General features: G+C 70.8%; 18 protein-coding genes. 8 read left to right on the forward strand and 10 right to left on the reverse strand.

Annotation, left to right across the window (positions count from 1 at the left end; all coding sequences use genetic code 11):
- From ACIBK4_RS23225 to ACIBK4_RS23245, 5 genes are all read right to left on the reverse strand, one after another.
- Window positions 1-744, reverse strand: a complete 744-nt coding sequence (locus ACIBK4_RS23225; protein WP_398997039.1) for an SDR family oxidoreductase — start codon at window positions 742-744, stop codon at window positions 1-3.
- An 89-nt stretch (window positions 745-833) separates the two neighbouring features.
- Window positions 834-2,144, reverse strand: a complete 1,311-nt coding sequence (locus ACIBK4_RS23230) for an MFS transporter (RefSeq protein WP_398997041.1) — start codon at window positions 2,142-2,144, stop codon at window positions 834-836.
- Between the two features lie 214 nt (window positions 2,145-2,358).
- A complete protein-coding gene (locus ACIBK4_RS23235; protein WP_398997043.1) occupies window positions 2,359-3,345 on the reverse strand; it encodes a biotin-dependent carboxyltransferase family protein in 987 nt (328 codons plus the stop codon).
- Window positions 3,338-4,141 (reverse strand): allophanate hydrolase subunit 1, encoded by an 804-nt coding sequence (locus ACIBK4_RS23240; protein WP_398997045.1) that lies wholly within the window; start codon window positions 4,139-4,141, stop codon window positions 3,338-3,340. The genes ACIBK4_RS23235 and ACIBK4_RS23240 overlap by 8 nt, the downstream gene beginning before the upstream one ends.
- A 5-nt stretch (window positions 4,142-4,146) precedes the next feature.
- The gene (locus ACIBK4_RS23245) at window positions 4,147-4,926 is read right to left on the reverse strand and encodes a LamB/YcsF family protein (RefSeq protein WP_398997047.1); all 780 of its coding nucleotides are present in this window, start codon (window positions 4,924-4,926) and stop codon (window positions 4,147-4,149) included.
- A gap of 355 nt (window positions 4,927-5,281) precedes the next feature.
- Between ACIBK4_RS23245 and nac the strand changes: the two genes are divergently transcribed.
- Window positions 5,282-6,196, forward strand: coding sequence for a nitrogen assimilation transcriptional regulator NAC (gene nac / locus ACIBK4_RS23250; RefSeq protein WP_398997049.1), 915 nt, complete (start codon window positions 5,282-5,284; stop codon window positions 6,194-6,196).
- A 111-nt stretch (window positions 6,197-6,307) separates the two neighbouring features.
- Window positions 6,308-7,300: a 2-hydroxyacid dehydrogenase gene (locus ACIBK4_RS23255; RefSeq protein ID WP_398997051.1), complete on the forward strand. Its 993-nt coding sequence runs from the start codon at window positions 6,308-6,310 to the stop codon at window positions 7,298-7,300.
- Here ACIBK4_RS23255 and ACIBK4_RS23260 read toward each other — a convergent pair whose 3' ends face one another.
- Entirely contained in the window at window positions 7,301-8,176 is an 876-nt protein-coding gene (locus ACIBK4_RS23260; protein WP_398997053.1) for a helix-turn-helix transcriptional regulator, read from the reverse strand.
- Between the two features lie 153 nt (window positions 8,177-8,329).
- On the opposite strand from ACIBK4_RS23260, the gene ACIBK4_RS23265 reads away from it, so the two are divergent.
- The 4 genes from ACIBK4_RS23265 to ACIBK4_RS23280 all read left to right on the forward strand — a co-directional run bounded on the left by ACIBK4_RS23265 (window position 8,330) and on the right by ACIBK4_RS23280 (window position 11,902).
- Window positions 8,330-9,250 carry an alpha/beta hydrolase gene (locus ACIBK4_RS23265; protein ID WP_398997055.1) on the forward strand — a complete coding sequence of 307 codons (921 nt, stop codon included), beginning with the start codon at window positions 8,330-8,332 and terminating at the stop codon, window positions 9,248-9,250.
- Window positions 9,251-9,343: 93 nt separating this feature from the next.
- The gene (locus ACIBK4_RS23270) at window positions 9,344-9,814 is read left to right on the forward strand and encodes a MarR family winged helix-turn-helix transcriptional regulator (protein WP_398997057.1); all 471 of its coding nucleotides are present in this window, start codon (window positions 9,344-9,346) and stop codon (window positions 9,812-9,814) included.
- 31 nt (window positions 9,815-9,845) lie between these two features.
- A complete protein-coding gene (locus ACIBK4_RS23275) occupies window positions 9,846-11,264 on the forward strand; it encodes an MFS transporter (RefSeq protein ID WP_398997059.1) in 1,419 nt (472 codons plus the stop codon).
- A 41-nt stretch (window positions 11,265-11,305) separates the two neighbouring features.
- Window positions 11,306-11,902 carry a cysteine hydrolase family protein gene (locus tag ACIBK4_RS23280; protein WP_398997061.1) on the forward strand — a complete coding sequence of 199 codons (597 nt, stop codon included), beginning with the start codon at window positions 11,306-11,308 and terminating at the stop codon, window positions 11,900-11,902.
- 8 nt (window positions 11,903-11,910) lie between these two features.
- Here ACIBK4_RS23280 and ACIBK4_RS23285 read toward each other — a convergent pair whose 3' ends face one another.
- The 4 genes from ACIBK4_RS23285 to ACIBK4_RS23300 form a co-directional block, all read right to left on the reverse strand.
- The gene (locus ACIBK4_RS23285) at window positions 11,911-12,861 is read right to left on the reverse strand and encodes an RNA polymerase sigma factor (RefSeq protein ID WP_398997063.1); all 951 of its coding nucleotides are present in this window, start codon (window positions 12,859-12,861) and stop codon (window positions 11,911-11,913) included.
- A gap of 202 nt (window positions 12,862-13,063) precedes the next feature.
- A complete protein-coding gene (locus tag ACIBK4_RS23290; RefSeq protein WP_398997065.1) occupies window positions 13,064-14,458 on the reverse strand; it encodes a carotenoid oxygenase family protein in 1,395 nt (464 codons plus the stop codon).
- Between the two features lie 160 nt (window positions 14,459-14,618).
- Complete coding sequence (locus ACIBK4_RS23295; RefSeq protein WP_398997067.1) at window positions 14,619-15,311, reverse strand: alpha/beta fold hydrolase; 693 nt, start codon at window positions 15,309-15,311, stop codon at window positions 14,619-14,621.
- Between the two features lie 108 nt (window positions 15,312-15,419).
- Window positions 15,420-16,019, reverse strand: coding sequence for a hypothetical protein (locus ACIBK4_RS23300; protein ID WP_398997069.1), 600 nt, complete (start codon window positions 16,017-16,019; stop codon window positions 15,420-15,422).
- Window positions 16,020-16,205: 186 nt separating this feature from the next.
- Here ACIBK4_RS23300 and ACIBK4_RS23305 point away from each other — a divergent pair, with 186 nt between their 5' ends.
- Together ACIBK4_RS23305 and ACIBK4_RS23310 are read left to right on the forward strand one after the other, a co-directional pair.
- Entirely contained in the window at window positions 16,206-16,901 is a 696-nt protein-coding gene (locus ACIBK4_RS23305) for a DUF998 domain-containing protein (RefSeq protein ID WP_398997072.1), read from the forward strand.
- Window positions 16,898-17,557, forward strand: coding sequence for a TetR/AcrR family transcriptional regulator (locus ACIBK4_RS23310; RefSeq protein WP_398997074.1), 660 nt, complete (start codon window positions 16,898-16,900; stop codon window positions 17,555-17,557). Before ACIBK4_RS23305 ends, ACIBK4_RS23310 begins: the two co-directional genes overlap by 4 nt.
- Window positions 17,558-17,578 lie beyond the last annotated feature (21 nt).

A 17,578-nucleotide genomic window follows, 5' to 3' on the forward strand; every position in this document is an offset into this window, starting at 1 on the left:
TCAGCCCTCCCTGCGCTCGAAGTTGAGGCCGCCGGGCACCTGGAAGGTCGGCAGGATCTCGATGTGGCCGATGTTGACGTGCCGGGGCGAGTCGACGGCGAACTCGATGGCGTCGGCGATGTCCTCGGGCTTCAGGGACTCGTAGCCGTCGTAGAACTCGCGCTGGGCGGCCTCCATGTCGCCCAGCAGGCGGCCGAAGATCTCGGTCTCGACGCGGCCGGGGCAGATCTCGCTGACGCGGACGCGGCGGCCGTAGCCGTCGACGCGGAGCTGGCGGGAGAGGGTGTGCACGGCGGCCTTGGTGGCGTGGTAGATCGTGTTGCCGCCGAAGTTGTAGACGCCGGCGATGGAGCTGATGTTGACGATGTGGCCGAGGTCGCGCTCGACCATGCCGGGCATGAGCAGGCGGACCAGGTGCAGGACCGCCTGGATGTTGACGGCGATCTGCTCGTCGATCGCGAACTCGTCGGCGGTGAGGATGTTGCCGGTGCGGGAGACGCCCGCGTTGTTGACGAGGACGTCGATCTGCAGGCCTTCGAGGACGGCGGTGAGCGCCTCGGTGTCGGTGATGTCGACGGCGTGCGGGATGCAACCGGTCTCGTCGGCAAGGGTGTTGAGCCGGTCGGCGTTGCGGGCCACGGCGTGGACTTCGAGGCCGCGCTTGGCGAGCCGTTCGACGACCACGGCTCCGATGCCGGTCGACGCTCCGGTGACGAGGGCCGTCCTGTAGTCGGAGATGGGCATGCTGAGGGCTCCTTGCTGTGCGGGGTGTGGGGGTGTACGGACGTGCGGGTGCGGGGTTTTTCGGGGGTGCGGGTTTTCGGGGGCGCGTGTCAGGCGTCGCGCAGGGGCAGGTGTGCCCGGTCCGTCACTCGGGAGACGGCGATGAGCGTGCCGAGTGCGGTGATGACGGCGTAGAAGGCCGGCATGTTGACGTTGCCCGTGCGGTCGATGAGGTAGGTCATCAGCAGGGGGGCCGTGCCGCCGAAGAGGGCGGAGGAGACGTTGTAGCCGAGGCCGTAGGCGGAGTAGCGGACGCGGGTCGGGAAGAGTTCGACGAGCAGGATGTGGATGACGCCCGTGTGGCCGGCGAACACCACCGCCATGACGCAGGCGCCGATGACCGCGAGGGCCACGTTGCCGGTGCCGATCAGCAGGTAACACGGGATGCCGACGATGGCCATCGCGATGGCCGATCCGGCGAGGACCTTCTTGCGGCCGATGCGGTCGGAGAGGCGGCCCATGTAGGGGATGGCGATACAGATCGCGACCAGGCTGGAGGCGGTGACGAGGAGGCCCTGGACCTTGCCGAAATGCAGCTCGGTGCTCATGAAGGTGGGCATGTAGCTGAACAGGACGTAGTAGCCGGAGCCGTTCATCAGCGGGATGAAGAGGGCCAGCAGCATCGCGCGCCGGTGCTCGGCGGAGGCGAAGGCCTCCTTGAGCGGGTTCTTGGAGAGGCCGTCCTCTTCTTTCAGGCGCGTGAAGTTCGGGGTGTCGCTGATGCGCTTGCGGATGTAGATACCGGCGATGCCGAGCGGTACGGCGAGCAGGAACGGGATGCGCCAGCCCCAGGACTCCATGCGCGCGGAGCCGAGGCCGCTGGTCATCGCGGCGGCGACCAGGGTGCCGGTGAGCAGCGCGAGGAAGGAGGCGATCTGCGCGTAGCTCGTGTACAGGCCGCGCTTGCCCTCCGGGGCGTGCTCGGCGAGGAAGCTCATCGCGCCGGAGGCCTCGCCGCCGACGGAGAAGCCCTGGGCCACGCGGAGCAGGATCAGCAGGGCGGGTGCGGCGATGCCGATGCTGGCGTAACTGGGCAGGACGCCGATGGCCGCGGTCGCGGCGCTGATCAGCAGGATGACGAAGACCAGCATGCGCTGGCGGCCGATGCGGTCGCCGAGGTGGCCGCAGATGACGGCGCCGAGGGGGCGGAAGAAGAAGGAGACGGCGTAGCCGAGGAAGACGAGCTGGACGGCGTTGTCGGAGCCGGGGAAGAAGACGGCGGCGAGGGATCCGGCCATGAAGCCGAAGATGCCGTTGTCGTAGAGCTCGGCGAAGATTCCTACGCAGCCGGCGAGGGTTACCTTGCGGGCTGTTCTGGGGTCGACCGTGTTGGGGACTGGCTGAGCGGCCACGGTACTCATGGCGTCTCCTGTCTGGGCAGGGGCGTGGGATGAGGGGGTTGTGCGGCTCCGTGCGGGTGCTTCCAGCGGGGTGGCGGGGAGCGGGGTGAGCGGGTGCGGGTGGGTTAGGTGTGGGTGGGGAGCGGTTGTGGTTTTTGTGCGGGCCGGTGGGGGCTTGTCGCGCAGTTCCCCGCGCCCCTTCGTGAGCCGGCCTGTGTTGGAGAGGTGCCGGGAGTCAGACCTCCGCAGGGGCGCGGATGCGCAGCGCCTCGAAGGCTGTGTGGACCCTGGTTCTCAGGGCGTTTATCGCTTGGCGTTGTGTGCGGTGGGACGTGATCGCCTGGTCCAGGGTGCGGTGGCGGAAGGTGATGGTCTGGCCGGGGCGGACCTGGGCCAGGGCTGAGAGGCCGGTGGCGGTGACCACCGCCAGGACGGGGTAGCCGGCTGTTACGCCGCGGCCTCGGTGGAGGACGAGGAGTTCGTCGCCTGCGGGGACTTCTACGGCGCCGATGGGGACGCCTCGGGAGAGGACCTCGCCCTGGGTGACGCGGCGGGGTACCGCGCCCTGAAGGCGCAGGCCGATGTGGTTGCTTCGCGGGGTGACCGTGAAGGGGGCGTCGAACAGGCGCCGGCCCGTGTCGCCGAACTCGGCCCGGTCGGGGCCGTCGGTGACGTCGATGGTCCAGGTGGTGGGGAAGGCCGGGACCGGTGCCTTCAGGCGGAACAGGGGGATCCGGGAGAAGGGGTGGTCGATGGGCGGGCAGGTCGTGCGCAGGACCAGTTCGTCGCCGGCGCTCAGCTTGGGGCCGAAGCCGAGGATCGTGTCGGGGGCGCAGCTGCCCTGGAGGTAGTCGGCCTCGAACGAGCCGAGGACGGCCAGGTAGACGCGCAGGCCCCGGTGGATGCCGGTGATGCGGATGGTCTCGCCGGCCTGGACCGGGATCGGTTCCCACTGCGGGCGGATGACTCCGTCCACCGTTACCTCGGCGGGGGCGCCCGTCACCGCGACGAGGATGTCGCCGGACGACACGCACGCGAAGTCGAGCGCGGTGATCTCCAGCAGCGGGGCGCGGTCGTCGTTGCCGCACAGGACGTTGGCCACGCGCGCCGAGTGCTGGTCGGCGGCTCCGTTGGCGGGCAGACCGTAGCGGGAGCGGCCTACGCGGCCTAGGTCCTGGACGGTGACGATGCCGGGGGTGCGGATGGTGAGGGTGTCAGCCATGGCCGCCTCCCCGGGCGACCGGCTCCGCCGGGTCCGTGCAGTCCGCGAGGCTCAAGTCGGCGTATTCGGCCCACTGTTGGGGCTCGATGGGACGGAAGCGGAAGGTGTCGCCTGGGCGGTACGCGGTGATCGGGTCGCTGTGCAGGTCCAGGACGCGTACCGGGGTACGGCCGAGGAGGGGCCAGCCGCCGGGGGACGGCATCGGGCAGATGACCGCCTGGCGGCCGGCGACCGCCACCGAGCCGGGGTCGACCTTGGTGCGGGGCGAGGCCAGGCGCGGTACCGGCTTCGGGAAGGGCGGGCCGTCCGTCATCGGGGCTCCGGCGGGGGCGCCGAGGCAGCGCACGGTGAGGTCGGAGCCGGAGTGCAGGGCGATGATCTCGTCCTCGGTCAGGCCGAGTTGGGCGGCGACCTCGGGGAGGTCGGGGCCGTACTCGCCGCCGTAGACCACGGGGACGACGAAGCGGCGCGGGGGTGTGGTGGGTGCCGGGTGGGGTCCGAGGCGGGCCGCCTCGTGGGCCAGGACTCGGCGGACCGTGTCGTGGTCGGTGATCGCGCAGTCGAACTCGACGAGCAGGGCGTCGTAGGTGGGCACCACGTCGTGGACGCCGGTCAGTCGGACTTCGTTCAGGGCGTCGGCGAGGGCGTGGACGAGTTGCCAGGCCGGCTCGGCCTCCAGCCCTACGGCCTTGGCGACCAGGGCGGAGTCGCCGCAGTCCGCGATGGTCACGTTGGCGCAACCGCCGTTCACCGTTGGGTCGTTCACGACCGGGCCGTCCGCAAGCACGCTGTTCATGTCGGTCACCCCTTGCCGCTCAGGACTTTGTCGAGGGAGGTGATCTCGACGCCGGCGGTGAGGAGTTGCTCGCGGATGCGGCCGGCGAGGGCGATCGCGCCGGGGCTGTCGCCGTGCAACAGGACGGTGTCGCAGGCGACTTGGATGTCCGTGTCGTCGACGCTGCGGATGACGCCCTCGGTGACCATGCGCAGGGTGCGGCGGGCGACCTCGTCGGGGTCGTGGATCACGGCGCCGGGTTCGGAGCGCGGGACGAGGGTTCCGTCGGCTCGGTAGGCGCGGTCGGCGATGCCGACGATGCCCACGCGCAGGCCGCGGGCGCGGGCCGCGTCGGCCAGCTCGCCGTCCTGCGCGAGCACGATCAGCGACTCGTCCAGGGAGGCTACGGCGTCCACGACGGCGCGGGCGTAGTCGGCGCGGACGGCGACCAGGTTGCCGAGGCGGCCGTGCGGGGCGACGTGGTGGACGCGGGTGCCGTGGGCGACGGCGAAGGCCTGGAGGGCGCCGATCTGGTAGAGCACGTCCGTGCGGACCTCGTCCGGCGTGAGGTCCATCGCGCGGCGGCCGAAGCCGACCAGGTCGGGGAAGCTCGGGTGGGCGCCCACGGCGACCTGCTTCTCCACGCAGGTCCGCACGGTCGCGTCCATGATCCGGGGATCACCGGCGTGGAACCCGCAGGCCACGTTGGCGGAGGTCAGCAACTCCAGAAGGGCCGCGTCGTCACCCATTGTGTACGCGCCGAATCCCTCGCCGAGATCGGCGACGAGATCAACCATGGGAGTCATGACGTCCTCCGGGAGGGAATGCCGGAAAGGGGAAAATCCGGGGAAGGCGGAACCGGGGCGGGAAGTGACCGGGAAAGCGAAGTCATCACGTCTTCGTGACATCCGGAAAATGATCCGCACACATCGGACCCGGACCATGAGTTTCTCGGCGATTCGTCGAGGACTTCGTCGGGCCGTTCCGGTGTGGATGTTCCGCTCAACTTATTCCGCCGGTCGCGTGATCGCCAATATGCGTTCGGTCTGGCGTTATCGCGAACCGCTATGACTCCCCTCACAGCCTCCACCCACCGGGGCTGTGCTTCGGGGTGAACCCTCCCTACGATGAGGCTTCGCTCCATCTGGAAGGCCCCGCGCAATGGACACCAGGCGTCTCTACTCGTTCATCAAGATCATCGACGCGGGGAGCATCACGCGCGCGGCCGACATCCTGCACATCGCCCAGCCGGCCCTGAGCCAGCAACTGTCCGCGCTGGAGGCGCAGTTCGGGCAGCAGCTGCTGATCCGCAGCAAGCGCGGGGTCGCCCCGACCGAGGCGGGCCGCGCCCTGTACCTGCACGCCCAGCTCATCCTCCGCCAGGTGGACCTCGCGCAGGCCGCCGTCGACGTCTCCGGCCGGGCCCCCGCCGGCAGCGTCTCGGTGGGCCTCGCGCCGTACAGCCTGGGCGCGGCCCTCGCGCTGCCGCTCCTGAAGAGCGTCCGCGAGCGCTACCCGGACATCCTGCTGCACATCAACGAGAACTTCGGCGGCGTGATCAGCGAGGCCATCATGACGGGCCGCATGGACATGGCCTTCATCTACGGCGCCGGGCCGCTCCGGGGTGTCCAGTTCGAGCCCGTCCGCACCGAGGACCTGTACCTGATCGGCGCGCCCGGCGACACCGCGCCGTCCGGGAAGGGCGAGGTGAACCTGGAGGAGCTGGCGAGCCTGCCCCTGCTGCTGCCCAGCCGGATCCACACGATCCGGCAGGTCGTGGACGCCGCCTTCCAGCAGGCCTCGCTGCGGCTGAACGTGGTGGGCGAGGTGGAGTCCGCGTTGACACTCGTCAACGCCGTGGACGCGGGCCTCGGCGCCACGGTCCTGCCGTGGTCTGCGGCGCGAGCCATCCTCGACGTCCGTGCCCTGTCGGTGCGCCGGATCGTGGAGCCCGTCATCCAGGTGAAACTCTCCGTGGTCACCTCGGACAACCAGCCGCTCTCGGAGCCCGCGCTGGCCGTGCACGATCTGTTCCTGGAACTGATCGACACCGACAAGAATAAGGACGACCAATAGCGTCACACGAATCCGCTATTTGTTTCCGGTGACCGCCGCGGCTAGCGTTTTCCGAATAATCCGCCCGGCCGGTAATGCATGGCTGTCCATGGCTCGTCACTGGAGAAGAACATGAAGAATCGTGTCCTCGCCACCCGTGAAAACCTGCCCGGCGAAGGTCTGCAACGCCTCTCCGAGAGCGCCGAGTTGGTGGCCTGGCCCGGCGCGGGCAAGCCCGATCCCGCCGACCTCGCCGCCATCGCCCCCGGCGTGAGCGGTGTGCTGGCCCTCGGCAACGACCCCGTGGACGCCGCCCTCATGGACGCGGCGGGCCCCTCGCTCCGCGTCATCGCGCTGGCCAGCATGGGCTTCGACAACGTCGACCGCGCTGCCGCCGCCGAGCGCGGCATCGTCGTCACCCACACGCCCCGCGTGCTCGCGGAGACCACCGCCGACCTCACCTTCGCGCTGATCCTCGCCGCCCGCCGGCGCCTCGGCGCGGCCGGAGCGAGCCTCGCGGAGGGCTCCTGGGGACTGTTCCGGATGCACGACTATCTCGGCCTGGACGTCCACGGAGCAACCCTCGGCCTGGTCGGCTACGGCCAGATCGGCCGCGCGGTGGCCCGCCGCGCCCACGGTTTCGGGATGCGCGTGATCCACCACGACCCGTACGCGCCCGACGACGACCTGTCGACCTCGGTCGGCCTGGCCGCCCTGCTCGCCGACTCCGACGTCGTGTCGCTGCACGTGCCGCTCACCGACGAGACCCGCCACTTGATCTCGGCCCGCGAACTCGCCGCGATGAAGCCCACGGCCACGCTGGTCAGCACCTCGCGCGGCGGGGTCGTGGATGAAGAGGCCTTGCTGGACGCCATTCGTGAGGGGCGGCTGCACTCCGCCGGGCTGGATGTCTTCGAACGGGAGCCGATGGGAACGGAGTTGTCCCCGCTGGTCGCCGAGCCGAACGTGATCACGCTGCCGCACATCGGGTCGGCGACCGAGGCGACCCGGGCCGCGATGGTCGACCTGGCGGTGGACAACATCCTGGACGTGCTGGCCGAACGGCCCGCTCGTACGCCGCTGCCCGGCAGTTCGGCGGTGGCGGGCGCGCCGGTCGGCGGCTGATCACCCCTTTTGGGCGCCGGTGAGGCCGGCCCACTGCAACAGGAAGCGCAGCGCCTCGTGGGAGGCCGAGTCCGGTGGGGCCGTGTACACGACGAGGAACTGGTCCGGGTGCGTGTCCACGGTGAACTGCTGCACGTCCAGGGTGAGTTCACCGGCGACCGGATGGATGTACGTCTTGGTGAGCTGCCGCGGCCCCCGCACCTGGTGCTCGGCCCACCAGGTGCGGAAGTCCGGGTCGCGGGCGGTGAGTTCGGCGATCAGGGTGTCAAGTGCCGGGTCGTGCGGGGTGCGTCCCGCCTCCATGCGCAGCACGGCGACGCACTCGCGGGCGGCCCGGGGCCAATCGGCGTACAGCGCCCGGAAGTCGGCGTCCAGGAAAGTGAGCCGGATCAGGTTGCGCTCGGCCGGGGGCACGGCGCCGAAGTCGGCCAGCAGCGCCGTGGCCGCGCGGTTCCAGGCGAGGACGTCCATGCCCCGGTGCAGCACCATCGCGGGGACGTCGTGCATGGTGTCCAGCAACTGCCGTAGCCGAGGGGCGACTTCGGAGCGGCCGGGGCGCCGGGTGGATGCTCCCGGCGCGACCTCGGCGAGCGTGAAGAGGTAGGTGCGCTCGTCCTCGGCGAGGTGCAGCGCGTCGGCCAGGGCGTCCAGGACGGCACGGGAGCCCCGGCGCGTGCGGCCCTGTTCCAGGCGGACGATGTAGTCGACGCTCACGTGCGCGAGGCAGGCCAGTTCCTCCCGGCGCAGCCCGGGCACGCGGCGCAGGCGGCCGTCGTCGGGGAAGCCCGCCTGCTGCGGGTCGCGGTCCGCCCGGCGGGCGCGCAGGAAGTCGCCCAGTTCGTTGCTGGAATGGGGCGGCGCGTCACGGTCTGCCATGGCTCCAGTGTCCCCGGGGTGCCACGGGCGTGCCTGGTACAGAACCGCATAGGCAGGGCCGTCCCTGGTGGCGCGGGGCGGGGCGGAGTGACGGTGGGGGCATGGCCGTAGAACCGGCCTCTCTCCTCCCCATCTCCGACTGGAGTGCATCCCATGCGTACCGATGTCACCTTCCTCAGCGCGGGCCTGAAGCTCGCCGGTCACCTCTACACACCGGACGGGGAGGTGACGCCCGGGGTGCCGCGTCCCGCGATCGTGGTCGGGCATCCCGGCACCGGGGTGAAGGAACAGGCCTCCGGTCTGTACGCCCGCCGGCTGGCCGAGCGCGGGTTCGTCACGCTCGCCTTCGACGCCGCCCACCAGGGTGAGAGCGAGGGCGAGCCGCGCGCGCTGGAGGATCCGGGGCAGCGGGTCGAGGACCTCAAGGCCGCCGTCTCCTTCCTCGGCACCCTCGACGAGGTCGACCCCGCCCGCATCGGGGCGCTGGGCGTCTGCGCCTCCGGCGGCTACGCCCTGTCGGCGGCCTCGACCGACCCGCGCATCCGGGCCGTGGGCGCGGTCAGCGCCGTAGACATGTCACGGCAGTTCCGGCTCGGCGCGGACGGTGCGCAGGACCCGGCCGTCATCGCGGGCATGCTGACCGCCGCCTCGGCGGCCCGCACGGCGGAGGCCGGTGGCGCGGACGTCCAGCGGTTCCCGGTCTTCCCCGCCACCGAGGAGGAGGCGCGGGCGGGCGGTCCGCACGTCTACGACGGCTGGGAGTACTACTGCACTCCGCGCGCCCGGCACCCCCGCTCGGCCAAGGAGCTGACCTGGACGAGCGTGGACCGCATCGCCGCCTTCGACACGTTCGCGACCGTCGCCATGATCGCGCCGCGGCCGCTGCTGTTGATCGTCGGGCGGAATGCGGTCACGTCCTGGATGAGCGTGGAGGCGTTCCAAAAGGCCGACGGGCCAAAGGAGTTGGCGTGGATCGAGGGCGCTTCGCACGTCGATCTCTATGACAAGGACGAGTACGTGACGCCCGCCGTGGAGAGGCTGGACGGCTTCTTCGCCGAGCACCTGGCCGCGTGATCCGGTGGGCGGCGCTAGCCGTGTGATCCAGTAGACAGCTAAAACTGCACAAGTAACTTGGCAAAGTTACTTGTGCAGTTTTACGTTGGATCCATGACCACGAACCCCCCGCCGCAGCGGTCCGTCGTGACCGCGCAGCGGCTCAACGACGCGATGACCCGGCTGCGCGCACGGCTGCGCGCCGAGTCGGGCCAGCATGCGACCGGCCTGACCCTCACGCAGCTCGGTGTGCTGGCGAGTGTCGTCAAGGAGGGCCCGGTGACCGCCGCGCGGCTGGCCACGCTGGAGCGGGTCAGCGCGCAGTCCATCGCGCAGAGCCTGGCCGTGCTCAAGGCCGCCGGGCTGGTCCGCAGCGAGCCCGACGCGCGGGACGGCCGCAAGAAGCTGATGAGCGCCGACCCGTCCGCGACCGAACTGGTCGAGAAGCTGCTGGCGGGCCGCGCCTCCTTCCTGGCCCGGGCCATCGACCAGTTGGTCGCCCCGGACGAGCGCGAGGACGTGGAGAAGGCCGTCGAGTTGCTGGAGCGCCTCGCCACGGCCGAGTTGAACGACGGCGGGATATGAGGACCGGGACAGTCCGGATGAGGACCGGCATATGAGGACCGACACCGGCAAGGCCGCCGGAGGGGCGCGCGAGCTCGTGCGCAAGCCCTTCGCCTGGACCTTCACCACCCCGCTCTATGTGGGTGCCGGGCTCAACCCGGTCAACAGCTCCATCATCGCGACCGCGCTGGTGCCGATCGCCACCGAACTGCATGTCGCGGTCGGCAGCACCGCCGTCCTCGTCTCCTCGCTCTATCTGGCCAGCGCGGTGGCGCAGCCCACCGCCGGCAAGCTGGCGGAGGTGCTCGGCGCGCGTCGGGTCTTCCTCGTCGGCATCGTCCTGGTGCTGCTCGGCGGTGTCGTCGGCGGCCTCGGCCAGAACCTGGCGATGCTGACGGTGGCCCGCGTGCTGGTCGGCATCGGCACCTCGGCCGCGTTCCCCTGCGCGATGGTGCTGATCCGGCGCCGCGCCCAGGACGCCGGGCTCGACGCCCCGCCGGGCGGAGTCCTCGGCGGGATCGCGATCGCGGGCATGGCCACCGCGGCCATCGGCCCGCCCATCGGCGGACTCCTGGTCGGCGCCGCGGGCTGGCGCTGGGCCTTCCTGATCAACATCCCGGTGACCCTGGCCGCGCTGGCGATGGCCGTGCGCTGGCTGCCCAAGGACCCGGCACTCGACCGCGCGGACAACGGTTTCCGCCGGGTCGCCGACCGGATCGACCTGCCCGGCATCCTCGGTTTCGCGGTGACGATGACCGCGCTGGTCGTCTTCCTGATGGGCCTCCCCCACCTCGGGTGGACCGCGCTCGCCGTCTTCGTCCTGGCGGCGGTACCCACGGTCTGGTGGGAGCTGCGCAAGCCGGGCCCGTTCTTCGACTTCCGCGGCCTCGCCGCCAATGGCGCCCTCACCCGCACCTACCTCCGCCAGGCGCTCTCCCTGCTCGGCACGTACACCGTGATGTACGGCGTGACGCAGTGGATGGAGGCCGCGCACGGGCTGTCCACCGTGACGGCGGGTCTCCTGCTGCTGCCGATGGGCGCCGTCTCCGCGCTCCTCTCGCACCCGCTCGCCCGCCGCAATCTGATCCGCGGCCCGCTGGTCGTCTCGGCGGTGTCCATGCTGCTCGGCTCGGCCGCGATCATGCTGCTGACCTCGCACAGCCCGGCGATCGCGATCGTGCTGGTGTCCCTGATCTTCGGCGTCGCCTCGGCGACCACCACCGTCGGCAACCAGACCGCCCTCTACCTGGAGGCGCCGCCGGACCAAATAGGCACCGCCTCCGGCCTGTTCAGGACCTTCGGCTACCTCGGGACGATCACCTCCGCCGTGATCGGCGGCATCGTCTTCCGCACCGGCGTGAGCGACCACGGCCTGCACGTCCTCGGCCTGGTCCTGGTCGGCGCGGGCCTCGCGGTCCTCCTGCTGACCGTCCTGGACCGCCGCCTGATGGGCCGCACCAAGACCACCTGACCACACCCCCCTAGTAAGAACCCCACCAAGGAGAACCTCGCGTGAGCACCCCCTCCCTCCCCACGATCACCCCCGAGCGCACCGCCCTGCTGGTCATGGACTTCCAGAACGGGATCGTCCCCATCGCCCCCGACTCCGACGCCCTCGTCGAGCGGGTCAAGGACACCATCGCCGAGGTCCGCACGGCCGGCGGCACCATCGGTTACGTCCGCGTCGCCTTCACCGAGGACGACTGGTCGGCGGTCCCGGACACCAACAAGTCCTTCAGCGCGGTCGCCGCGGCGAAGATGCTGCACCACGAGGACGACGCCACCCAGGTCGACGCCCGCATCACGCCCGAGGACGACGACATCGTGGTCCGCAAGATCCGCTACGGCTCGGGCTCCACGACCGATCTCCACGAGCAGTTGAGCGACCGCGGCATCGACACCCTGGTCCTCGCCGGCATCAGCACCAGCGGCGTGGTCCTGTCCACCGTCATCGACGCGGCCGACCGCGACTACCGCGTCTTCGTCCTCTCCGACGGCGTCGCCGACCCCGACGCCGAGACCCACCAGGTCCTGGTCGAGAAGGTCTTCCCGTCCCGGGCCCACGTCATCGACACCACGGTTCTACGACAGCTGCTGCGCGCCGCCTGACGGGACCCTCACGCCGGTGCCCCGGGCGACGCCCCGGGGAAGACCACCCGGAGCTTCCGCACCCGTCCGCCCTGCCGGAACATCAGCCAGGCGAGGGCGGGCGGACAGGGGTTGGAGATACCGGCGGGGTTGACGGCCTCCATCTCCCAGATGGCGATGTCCCGGCTGGCCACGACATGGCGCAGATGCTGGGTCACGCCCTTGTCGCGGGTGCTGCGCATGGCCGGGAAGGGATGGAGGCGTCCGCCCTCTTTGTTGAGGACGCCGACCAGTTCGGTCTCCTCGGGCCACAACTCCAGGATCTCCGGCGGCAGTTGGCCGCGCATCGCACCGTCCAGGGTGACCTCGGCCTCCTGCCGGCTGTCCTCGATGACCGCGGAGGCGTCGTCGTGGCCCTCGGTCGTCGTCGACAGCAGCACCTTGGCCATCTTCGCCCGGGCCTGGTTGAGCCGGCTGCGCACGGTGCCGACCGGGACCTCGCAGGCCTCGGCGATCTCCTGGTACGAGGTGATCCCGCTGAAGTGCCGCAGCATCAGCACCAGCCGCTGCTGCTGCGGCAGTTCCTCCACCGCGTCCCAGATCCAGTCACGCATCGCGTGCTGCTCGACGACCCGCTCCGGATGCGCGGGCTCGTCGTCCCGCACATACACCTGCTCCAGCGCGTCGAGCCCGGGCAACTCCCGCACGGCCCGCAGCCGCATCCGCGCCGCGTTCCGCACGATCGCCCGCAACCACGCCCCGACGGCGGCGGGTTCACGTACGTCCCCGATCCGCCGCAGCGCGGTCAACGCGGCATCCTGTACGGCGTCCTCGGCATCGGGACCGTAGCCGAGCAGGCTCAACGCGACGGCCCGCATGGGCGCCTGATGGCGCGTCAGCAACAACCCCAGGGCACCGGACTCACCGGCCTGGGCCCTGAGGGTGAGTTCCTCGTCCGTGGGGTGGTCGAGGGTCACCATGAAGCCTCCATACGCACACATCACAAGCCCGGGGCCGGGAGCGGGAGTTGGGCTCATGCTCCGGGGACCCCACTTCTCCCACCCGCCGATGAACGGGAGATGGACCCCGTGTGTCGGACCGAGGGGCCCCTTGTCGAGGAAGATACGCCGCTACGGCTCCTCGCCGGGCCCCCTCGGCCGGACCGGTCAACCCGCCCTGGCGTCAGGCCTGTTCGGCGGCCTCCGGCTCCGGCAGCCAGCTGCCGTGGAAGCCGGACGGGACCGGGTACGGCAGTTCCACGACCGCCTGCACGGAGAGGTCACTGGCGTCCAGGACGAGGAGTTCGCCCGCCGCCCCGTCGTCGTCCGAGACGAGCGACATGAGCCAGCCCGCGTCCTCGTCGGTGCCGTCGGACGCCGGTACGAAGACGGCCTCGCCGGAGTAGCGGCTGCCGGGCGTCTTGTGGACGTCACCGGTCTGACGCTCCAGGTCGTGCTTGGCGATGCCGTCGCCGTTGACCGTGTAGAGGTAGCGGTTCCGGCGCCCGGTGAGGGTCTCGTTGTGGGTGGGGAACTCGGCCTCGCGGTCGTCGAGTTGGGTCTCGGTGACCCGGCCGGCCACCGGGTCCAGGGTCCACCGGTACAGGACGGAGGGGGCCTGGGTGTGGCCGGGTTCGCGCACCCCGACCTGCCCGTTCGCCACACTCGGCGTGCCGGTACCGGTGGGCCCGCCGATGTCGCCCCAGACCTTCCGGAACCCGGCGTCGTCGTAGCGCACCGCGTCCAACACGACCCGCCCCTGCGCGTCCTCGTAGGCGTTGCCCACGTGGAAGACGTAGCAGGGGTCGACGTCGAACCACCGCACGTCGGTGGAGCCGTGCTCGCGGGACATGATCCCGATCCGCGCGCCGTACGCCTCGGCCCACCGGTACGGCATGCCGCCGCGCCCGGCCAGGGTGTGGTCGAAGACGACGGGCAGGTCCATCCACACGATGTGGTGCTCGGTGATGGCGAAGTCGTGCATCATCGTCGGCCCCGGCACGTCGATCGGCCGGCTGTCGAGCAACTCGCCCTCAGGGGTGACCCGGTGGTAGGTGAGGTAGGGCGGCGCGAACCCGGTCCCGAACAGGTGCAGTTCACCGGTGACCGGGTCCTCCTTGGGATGCGCGGTCATCGCGGTGGTCAGCTTGCCCCCGAAGTCGTACGGCCCGACGGTCTCCAGCTCGGGGGTGACCCAGTAGGGCAGGCCGACCTCGCACAGGGCGAGGACGGTGTCGGCGTGCCGGATGACGTGCGTGTTGGCGGGCACCGCGGCGAGGTCCACGCTGAAGTCCTCGCGGACGAAGGGGTGACCCTCCAACTCCCGTGTCTTGACCCACCTGTTGCGGTACCACTCGGCCCGCCCGCCGCGCAGCCGGATGCCGTGCAGCATGCCGGGTCCGGTGAACCAGTGCCCGCGGTCCTCGCCGGGCAGCGGGTTCGGGCCGTTGCGCAGATAACGGCCGTCCAGGTCGGGCGGCAAGGTGCCCCGCACGGTGAGCTCGGCGGCGGTGTACTCCTCGGGGACCGGCGCGAAGCGGCCCTGGAGGTAGAGGGGGACGGGGGTTTCGTTCGTCATGCTGGTTTCCTTAAAGGTTCTGTGGCTCCGGGCACCCGAACGCCCTTGGCCCGGGCCGGAGTTGGCCGCGGCGGCGGACACCGGTGGTGCGCGTCCGCCGCCGCGGTGGTGGCGGCCGTGCTGAGCGCCGCGGCCGCCACGACCCGTCAGCGAAGAAGGCTCACGCGGTGGTGCCGGACGCCGCCTTCGCGATGAACGCGGCGACCTCGGCGGGCTTGGACACATACACGGCGTGGCTGCCGCCGGTCTCGGTCACCGTCGCCCCGGCCCGCTCGGCCATGAAGCGCTGGGCCGGCGGCGGGATCATGTGGTCGTCGGTGGCGACCAGGTAGTAGCTCGGCCTGGTCTGCCAGGCGGGCTCGGTCACCGCGCCCGCCAACGCGTCCACGCCCCACGGCACTTGGGAGTCCGCGAGGAACCGGGCGTCGGCGGCGGGCAGGTCCCCGGCGAAGGACGCGGCGAACTTCTCCCGGTCGAGGAAGAGGAACCCGTCGACGGGCGGCAGGATCGGCGGAACGGGCGCGCCGGGCGGCGGGTCGGCGATGAGGGTGTTCACGGACTCGCCCTTGTCGGGCGCGAACGCCGCGATGTACACGAGGGCCGACACGTTCTCGTGGGTACCGGCCTCGGAGATCACGGCGCCGCCGTAGGAGTGTCCGACGAGTACGGTCGGGCCGTCCTGGGCGTCGAGGACCCGTCGGGTCGTGGCGACGTCGCCTTCGAGCGACAGGGTGGGGTTCTGGACGACGCTCACGTGGTAGCCGTCGGCGCGGAGCGCGTCGTAGACGCCCCGCCAGCCCGATCCGTCGACGAATCCGCCGTGCACGAGAACGACATTCTTTGCGATGCTCACGATGCGCCAACTCCTTTGTGGGGTAAGTGCTTTGGTGCTGAGAGGTCAGGCAGGTCGCGGTACGGGAACGGGCGTTGCGGTACGGGAACAGGCGTTATGGAACGGGCGTTACGGAACGGCCCGCACCGACGGCTGGGCCTGCGCCGATGCCTGGGCCTGCGCCATGAGGCGGGCCTGGGCGCGGGCGGGATAGACCTTGGTGAAGACGGCGGGGGCGACCAGTCCGACGACGTGGGCGGTGATGCCGACCCAGGCCGGGGCGTCCACCGCGCCCGCGATGGCCAGGCTGACGGCGATGAAGGTGAAGCCGGCTCCCCAGGCGCTGGTGATGTAGTTGTTGACCTGGACGAACTCCGGCATGTCCCAGTACTCGCGCGGGGTCTGCCGCTTGGCGATGCCCAGCGTGAAGGGGCTCCGGACCACCAGACTCCCCCAGGCGGTGCCGCCCAGCCAGACGAAGGAGATGACGTCGGTGTGGCCGGCGAGCGACGAGTCCGGCCTGACGACGGAGACGGCGCCGATCACCACGAAGTAGGCGAGCGTGCTGATCTCCAGGACCAGCGCGTCGAAGCCGACCCCGCGGCGCCGGTCGTTCAGCATCATCAGCAGCCCCGTGACGAGACCGCCGAGCGCGCCCCAGCGCCAGTCGAAGGACGAGAGGACGCCGGCGACGATCCAGGGGGCGAATCCGGGCAGATAAGCCAACATTGATTGTTTCCTCGGTGGAGTGGAGTGGACGCCGACTAGATGCACGGCGGCCCTCGAAGTTCGAACCTTGCAATGTGATGCCGATCACACGGCGACGGGTCACTCGCGACCGCTAACCGGATAGATCTATCCACTTAATGTAGGGTGGTGAGCAAGACCTGTCGAGAGGAATCGTGAGGAGTCGTGATGGAAGTTCCGACGTCACGCAAGATCTGGCTTCCCCTGGGGGCCGCCGTCCTGGTGCTGAACGCGGTGCAGTGGGTGGTGTCCGAGGCGGTCGCCGCGGCCGCCTGGACCACCCCGGCCTACAGCTACGCCACGAACTACATCAGCGACCTGGGCGTCACGGACTGCGGCACGACGTTCCAGGACCGCACCATCTGTTCGCCGGACCACACGCTGATGAACACGTCGTTCATCGCCCAGGGCATCCTGTTCGCCGCCGGGGTGATCCTGCTGGCGGTCCCGCTGCTCACGGGCCGCGTACGCCGTGTCGTGATCGCCCTGGCGGGCGCGCACGCGGTGGGCTTCCTGCTGGTCGGCCTGTTCCACGGCTCCGCCGACGGCGCGAGCTACAGCCTGGGGCTGCACGTCGGGGGCGCGTCGGTCGCCATCCTGTGCGCGAACACGATCGCGATCATGGCGGGCTCGCTGAAGCGCCTCCAACTGCCGCGCGCGTACCGCGTGTTCAGCATCGCGGTCGGCGTCCTGGGCCTGCTGAGCGAGGCGGGCGTGGGCGTCTCCACGAGCACGGCCGGCATCTTCGAGCGGGGCGGTGTCTACTCGTGGCTGCTGTGGAGCGTCGTCACCGGCGCATCCCTCCTGGTGAGGCAGGCGCGCCGTCCGGCCGGGGCGAGGATGCCGGAGAATGTCCCGGCGTGAGCCCGGACACCCAACACCAACGCCCGCTGCGGGCCGACGCGGAACGCAACCGCCGCCTGATCATGACGACGGCCGACCGCCTGTTCGCCCAGCGAGGGACGACAGTCCCCCTCAACGAGATCGCCCGCGAGGCCGGCATCGGCGTAGGCACGGTCTACCGCCGCTTCCCCGACCTCCAGTCCCTGGTGGACGCCCTGTTCACGGAACGCTTCACGGTGTTCCTGGACCTGGCGACCAAGGCCGCGGAGCTCCCTGACCCGGCCCATGCCCTACGCCATTACCTGCTGGCGGCGGCCCAGTGGCGCGCCGAGGACCGCGCCCTGGAGGTCATCCTGGCCAACGCGAGCGTCGACACGGGCCCGGTCGCCCGAACCCGCGACGCCCTCGGCCGCCTGGTCGACGGCCTAGCGGAACGAGCGGTGACGGCGAGCGCCGTCCGCGAGGACTTCGCCAGCGCCGACGTGTACGCCTTCCTGTACATGATCGGCGCGGTCGCCGACCGCACGAACGACGTCGCACCGGATGCGTGGCGGCGGTATGCGGAGGTGCTGATGGTGGGGTTCGGGTTGGAGGGGGCGGCTACGGCTCACACGTCGGCGCTGACGGACGCGCAGCTGTTGGAGAGCTGGCCGAAGCCGGTGGGCGAGCAGGGGTAGCGCGGGCTGGGGCGACTTCGG

The organism is Streptomyces sp. NPDC050528 (assembly GCF_044457795.1).
Classification (GTDB): Bacteria; Actinomycetota; Actinomycetes; order Streptomycetales; family Streptomycetaceae; genus Streptomyces.

Excerpts from the sequence above, each read along its gene's own strand:
- ACIBK4_RS23290 (WP_398997065.1), bottom strand. The coding sequence starts at position 14,458 with ATGACGAACGAAACCCCCGTCCCCCTCTACCTCCAGGGCCGCTTCGCG.
- ACIBK4_RS23270 (WP_398997057.1), top strand. The coding sequence starts at position 9,344 with ATGACCACGAACCCCCCGCCGCAGCGGTCCGTCGTGACCGCGCAGCGG.
- ACIBK4_RS23305 (WP_398997072.1), top strand. The coding sequence starts at position 16,206 with ATGGAAGTTCCGACGTCACGCAAGATCTGGCTTCCCCTGGGGGCCGCC.
- ACIBK4_RS23300 (WP_398997069.1), bottom strand. The coding sequence starts at position 16,019 with ATGTTGGCTTATCTGCCCGGATTCGCCCCCTGGATCGTCGCCGGCGTC.
- nac (WP_398997049.1), top strand. The coding sequence starts at position 5,282 with ATGGACACCAGGCGTCTCTACTCGTTCATCAAGATCATCGACGCGGGG.
- ACIBK4_RS23260 (WP_398997053.1), bottom strand. The coding sequence starts at position 8,176 with ATGGCAGACCGTGACGCGCCGCCCCATTCCAGCAACGAACTGGGCGAC.
- ACIBK4_RS23265 (WP_398997055.1), top strand. The coding sequence starts at position 8,330 with ATGCGTACCGATGTCACCTTCCTCAGCGCGGGCCTGAAGCTCGCCGGT.
- ACIBK4_RS23255 (WP_398997051.1), top strand. The coding sequence starts at position 6,308 with ATGAAGAATCGTGTCCTCGCCACCCGTGAAAACCTGCCCGGCGAAGGT.
- ACIBK4_RS23275 (WP_398997059.1), top strand. The coding sequence starts at position 9,846 with ATGAGGACCGACACCGGCAAGGCCGCCGGAGGGGCGCGCGAGCTCGTG.
- ACIBK4_RS23230 (WP_398997041.1), bottom strand. The coding sequence starts at position 2,144 with ATGAGTACCGTGGCCGCTCAGCCAGTCCCCAACACGGTCGACCCCAGA.
- ACIBK4_RS23225 (WP_398997039.1), bottom strand. The coding sequence starts at position 744 with ATGCCCATCTCCGACTACAGGACGGCCCTCGTCACCGGAGCGTCGACC.
- ACIBK4_RS23245 (WP_398997047.1), bottom strand. The coding sequence starts at position 4,926 with ATGACTCCCATGGTTGATCTCGTCGCCGATCTCGGCGAGGGATTCGGC.
- ACIBK4_RS23285 (WP_398997063.1), bottom strand. The coding sequence starts at position 12,861 with ATGGTGACCCTCGACCACCCCACGGACGAGGAACTCACCCTCAGGGCC.
- ACIBK4_RS23240 (WP_398997045.1), bottom strand. The coding sequence starts at position 4,141 with ATGAACAGCGTGCTTGCGGACGGCCCGGTCGTGAACGACCCAACGGTG.
- ACIBK4_RS23235 (WP_398997043.1), bottom strand. The coding sequence starts at position 3,345 with ATGGCTGACACCCTCACCATCCGCACCCCCGGCATCGTCACCGTCCAG.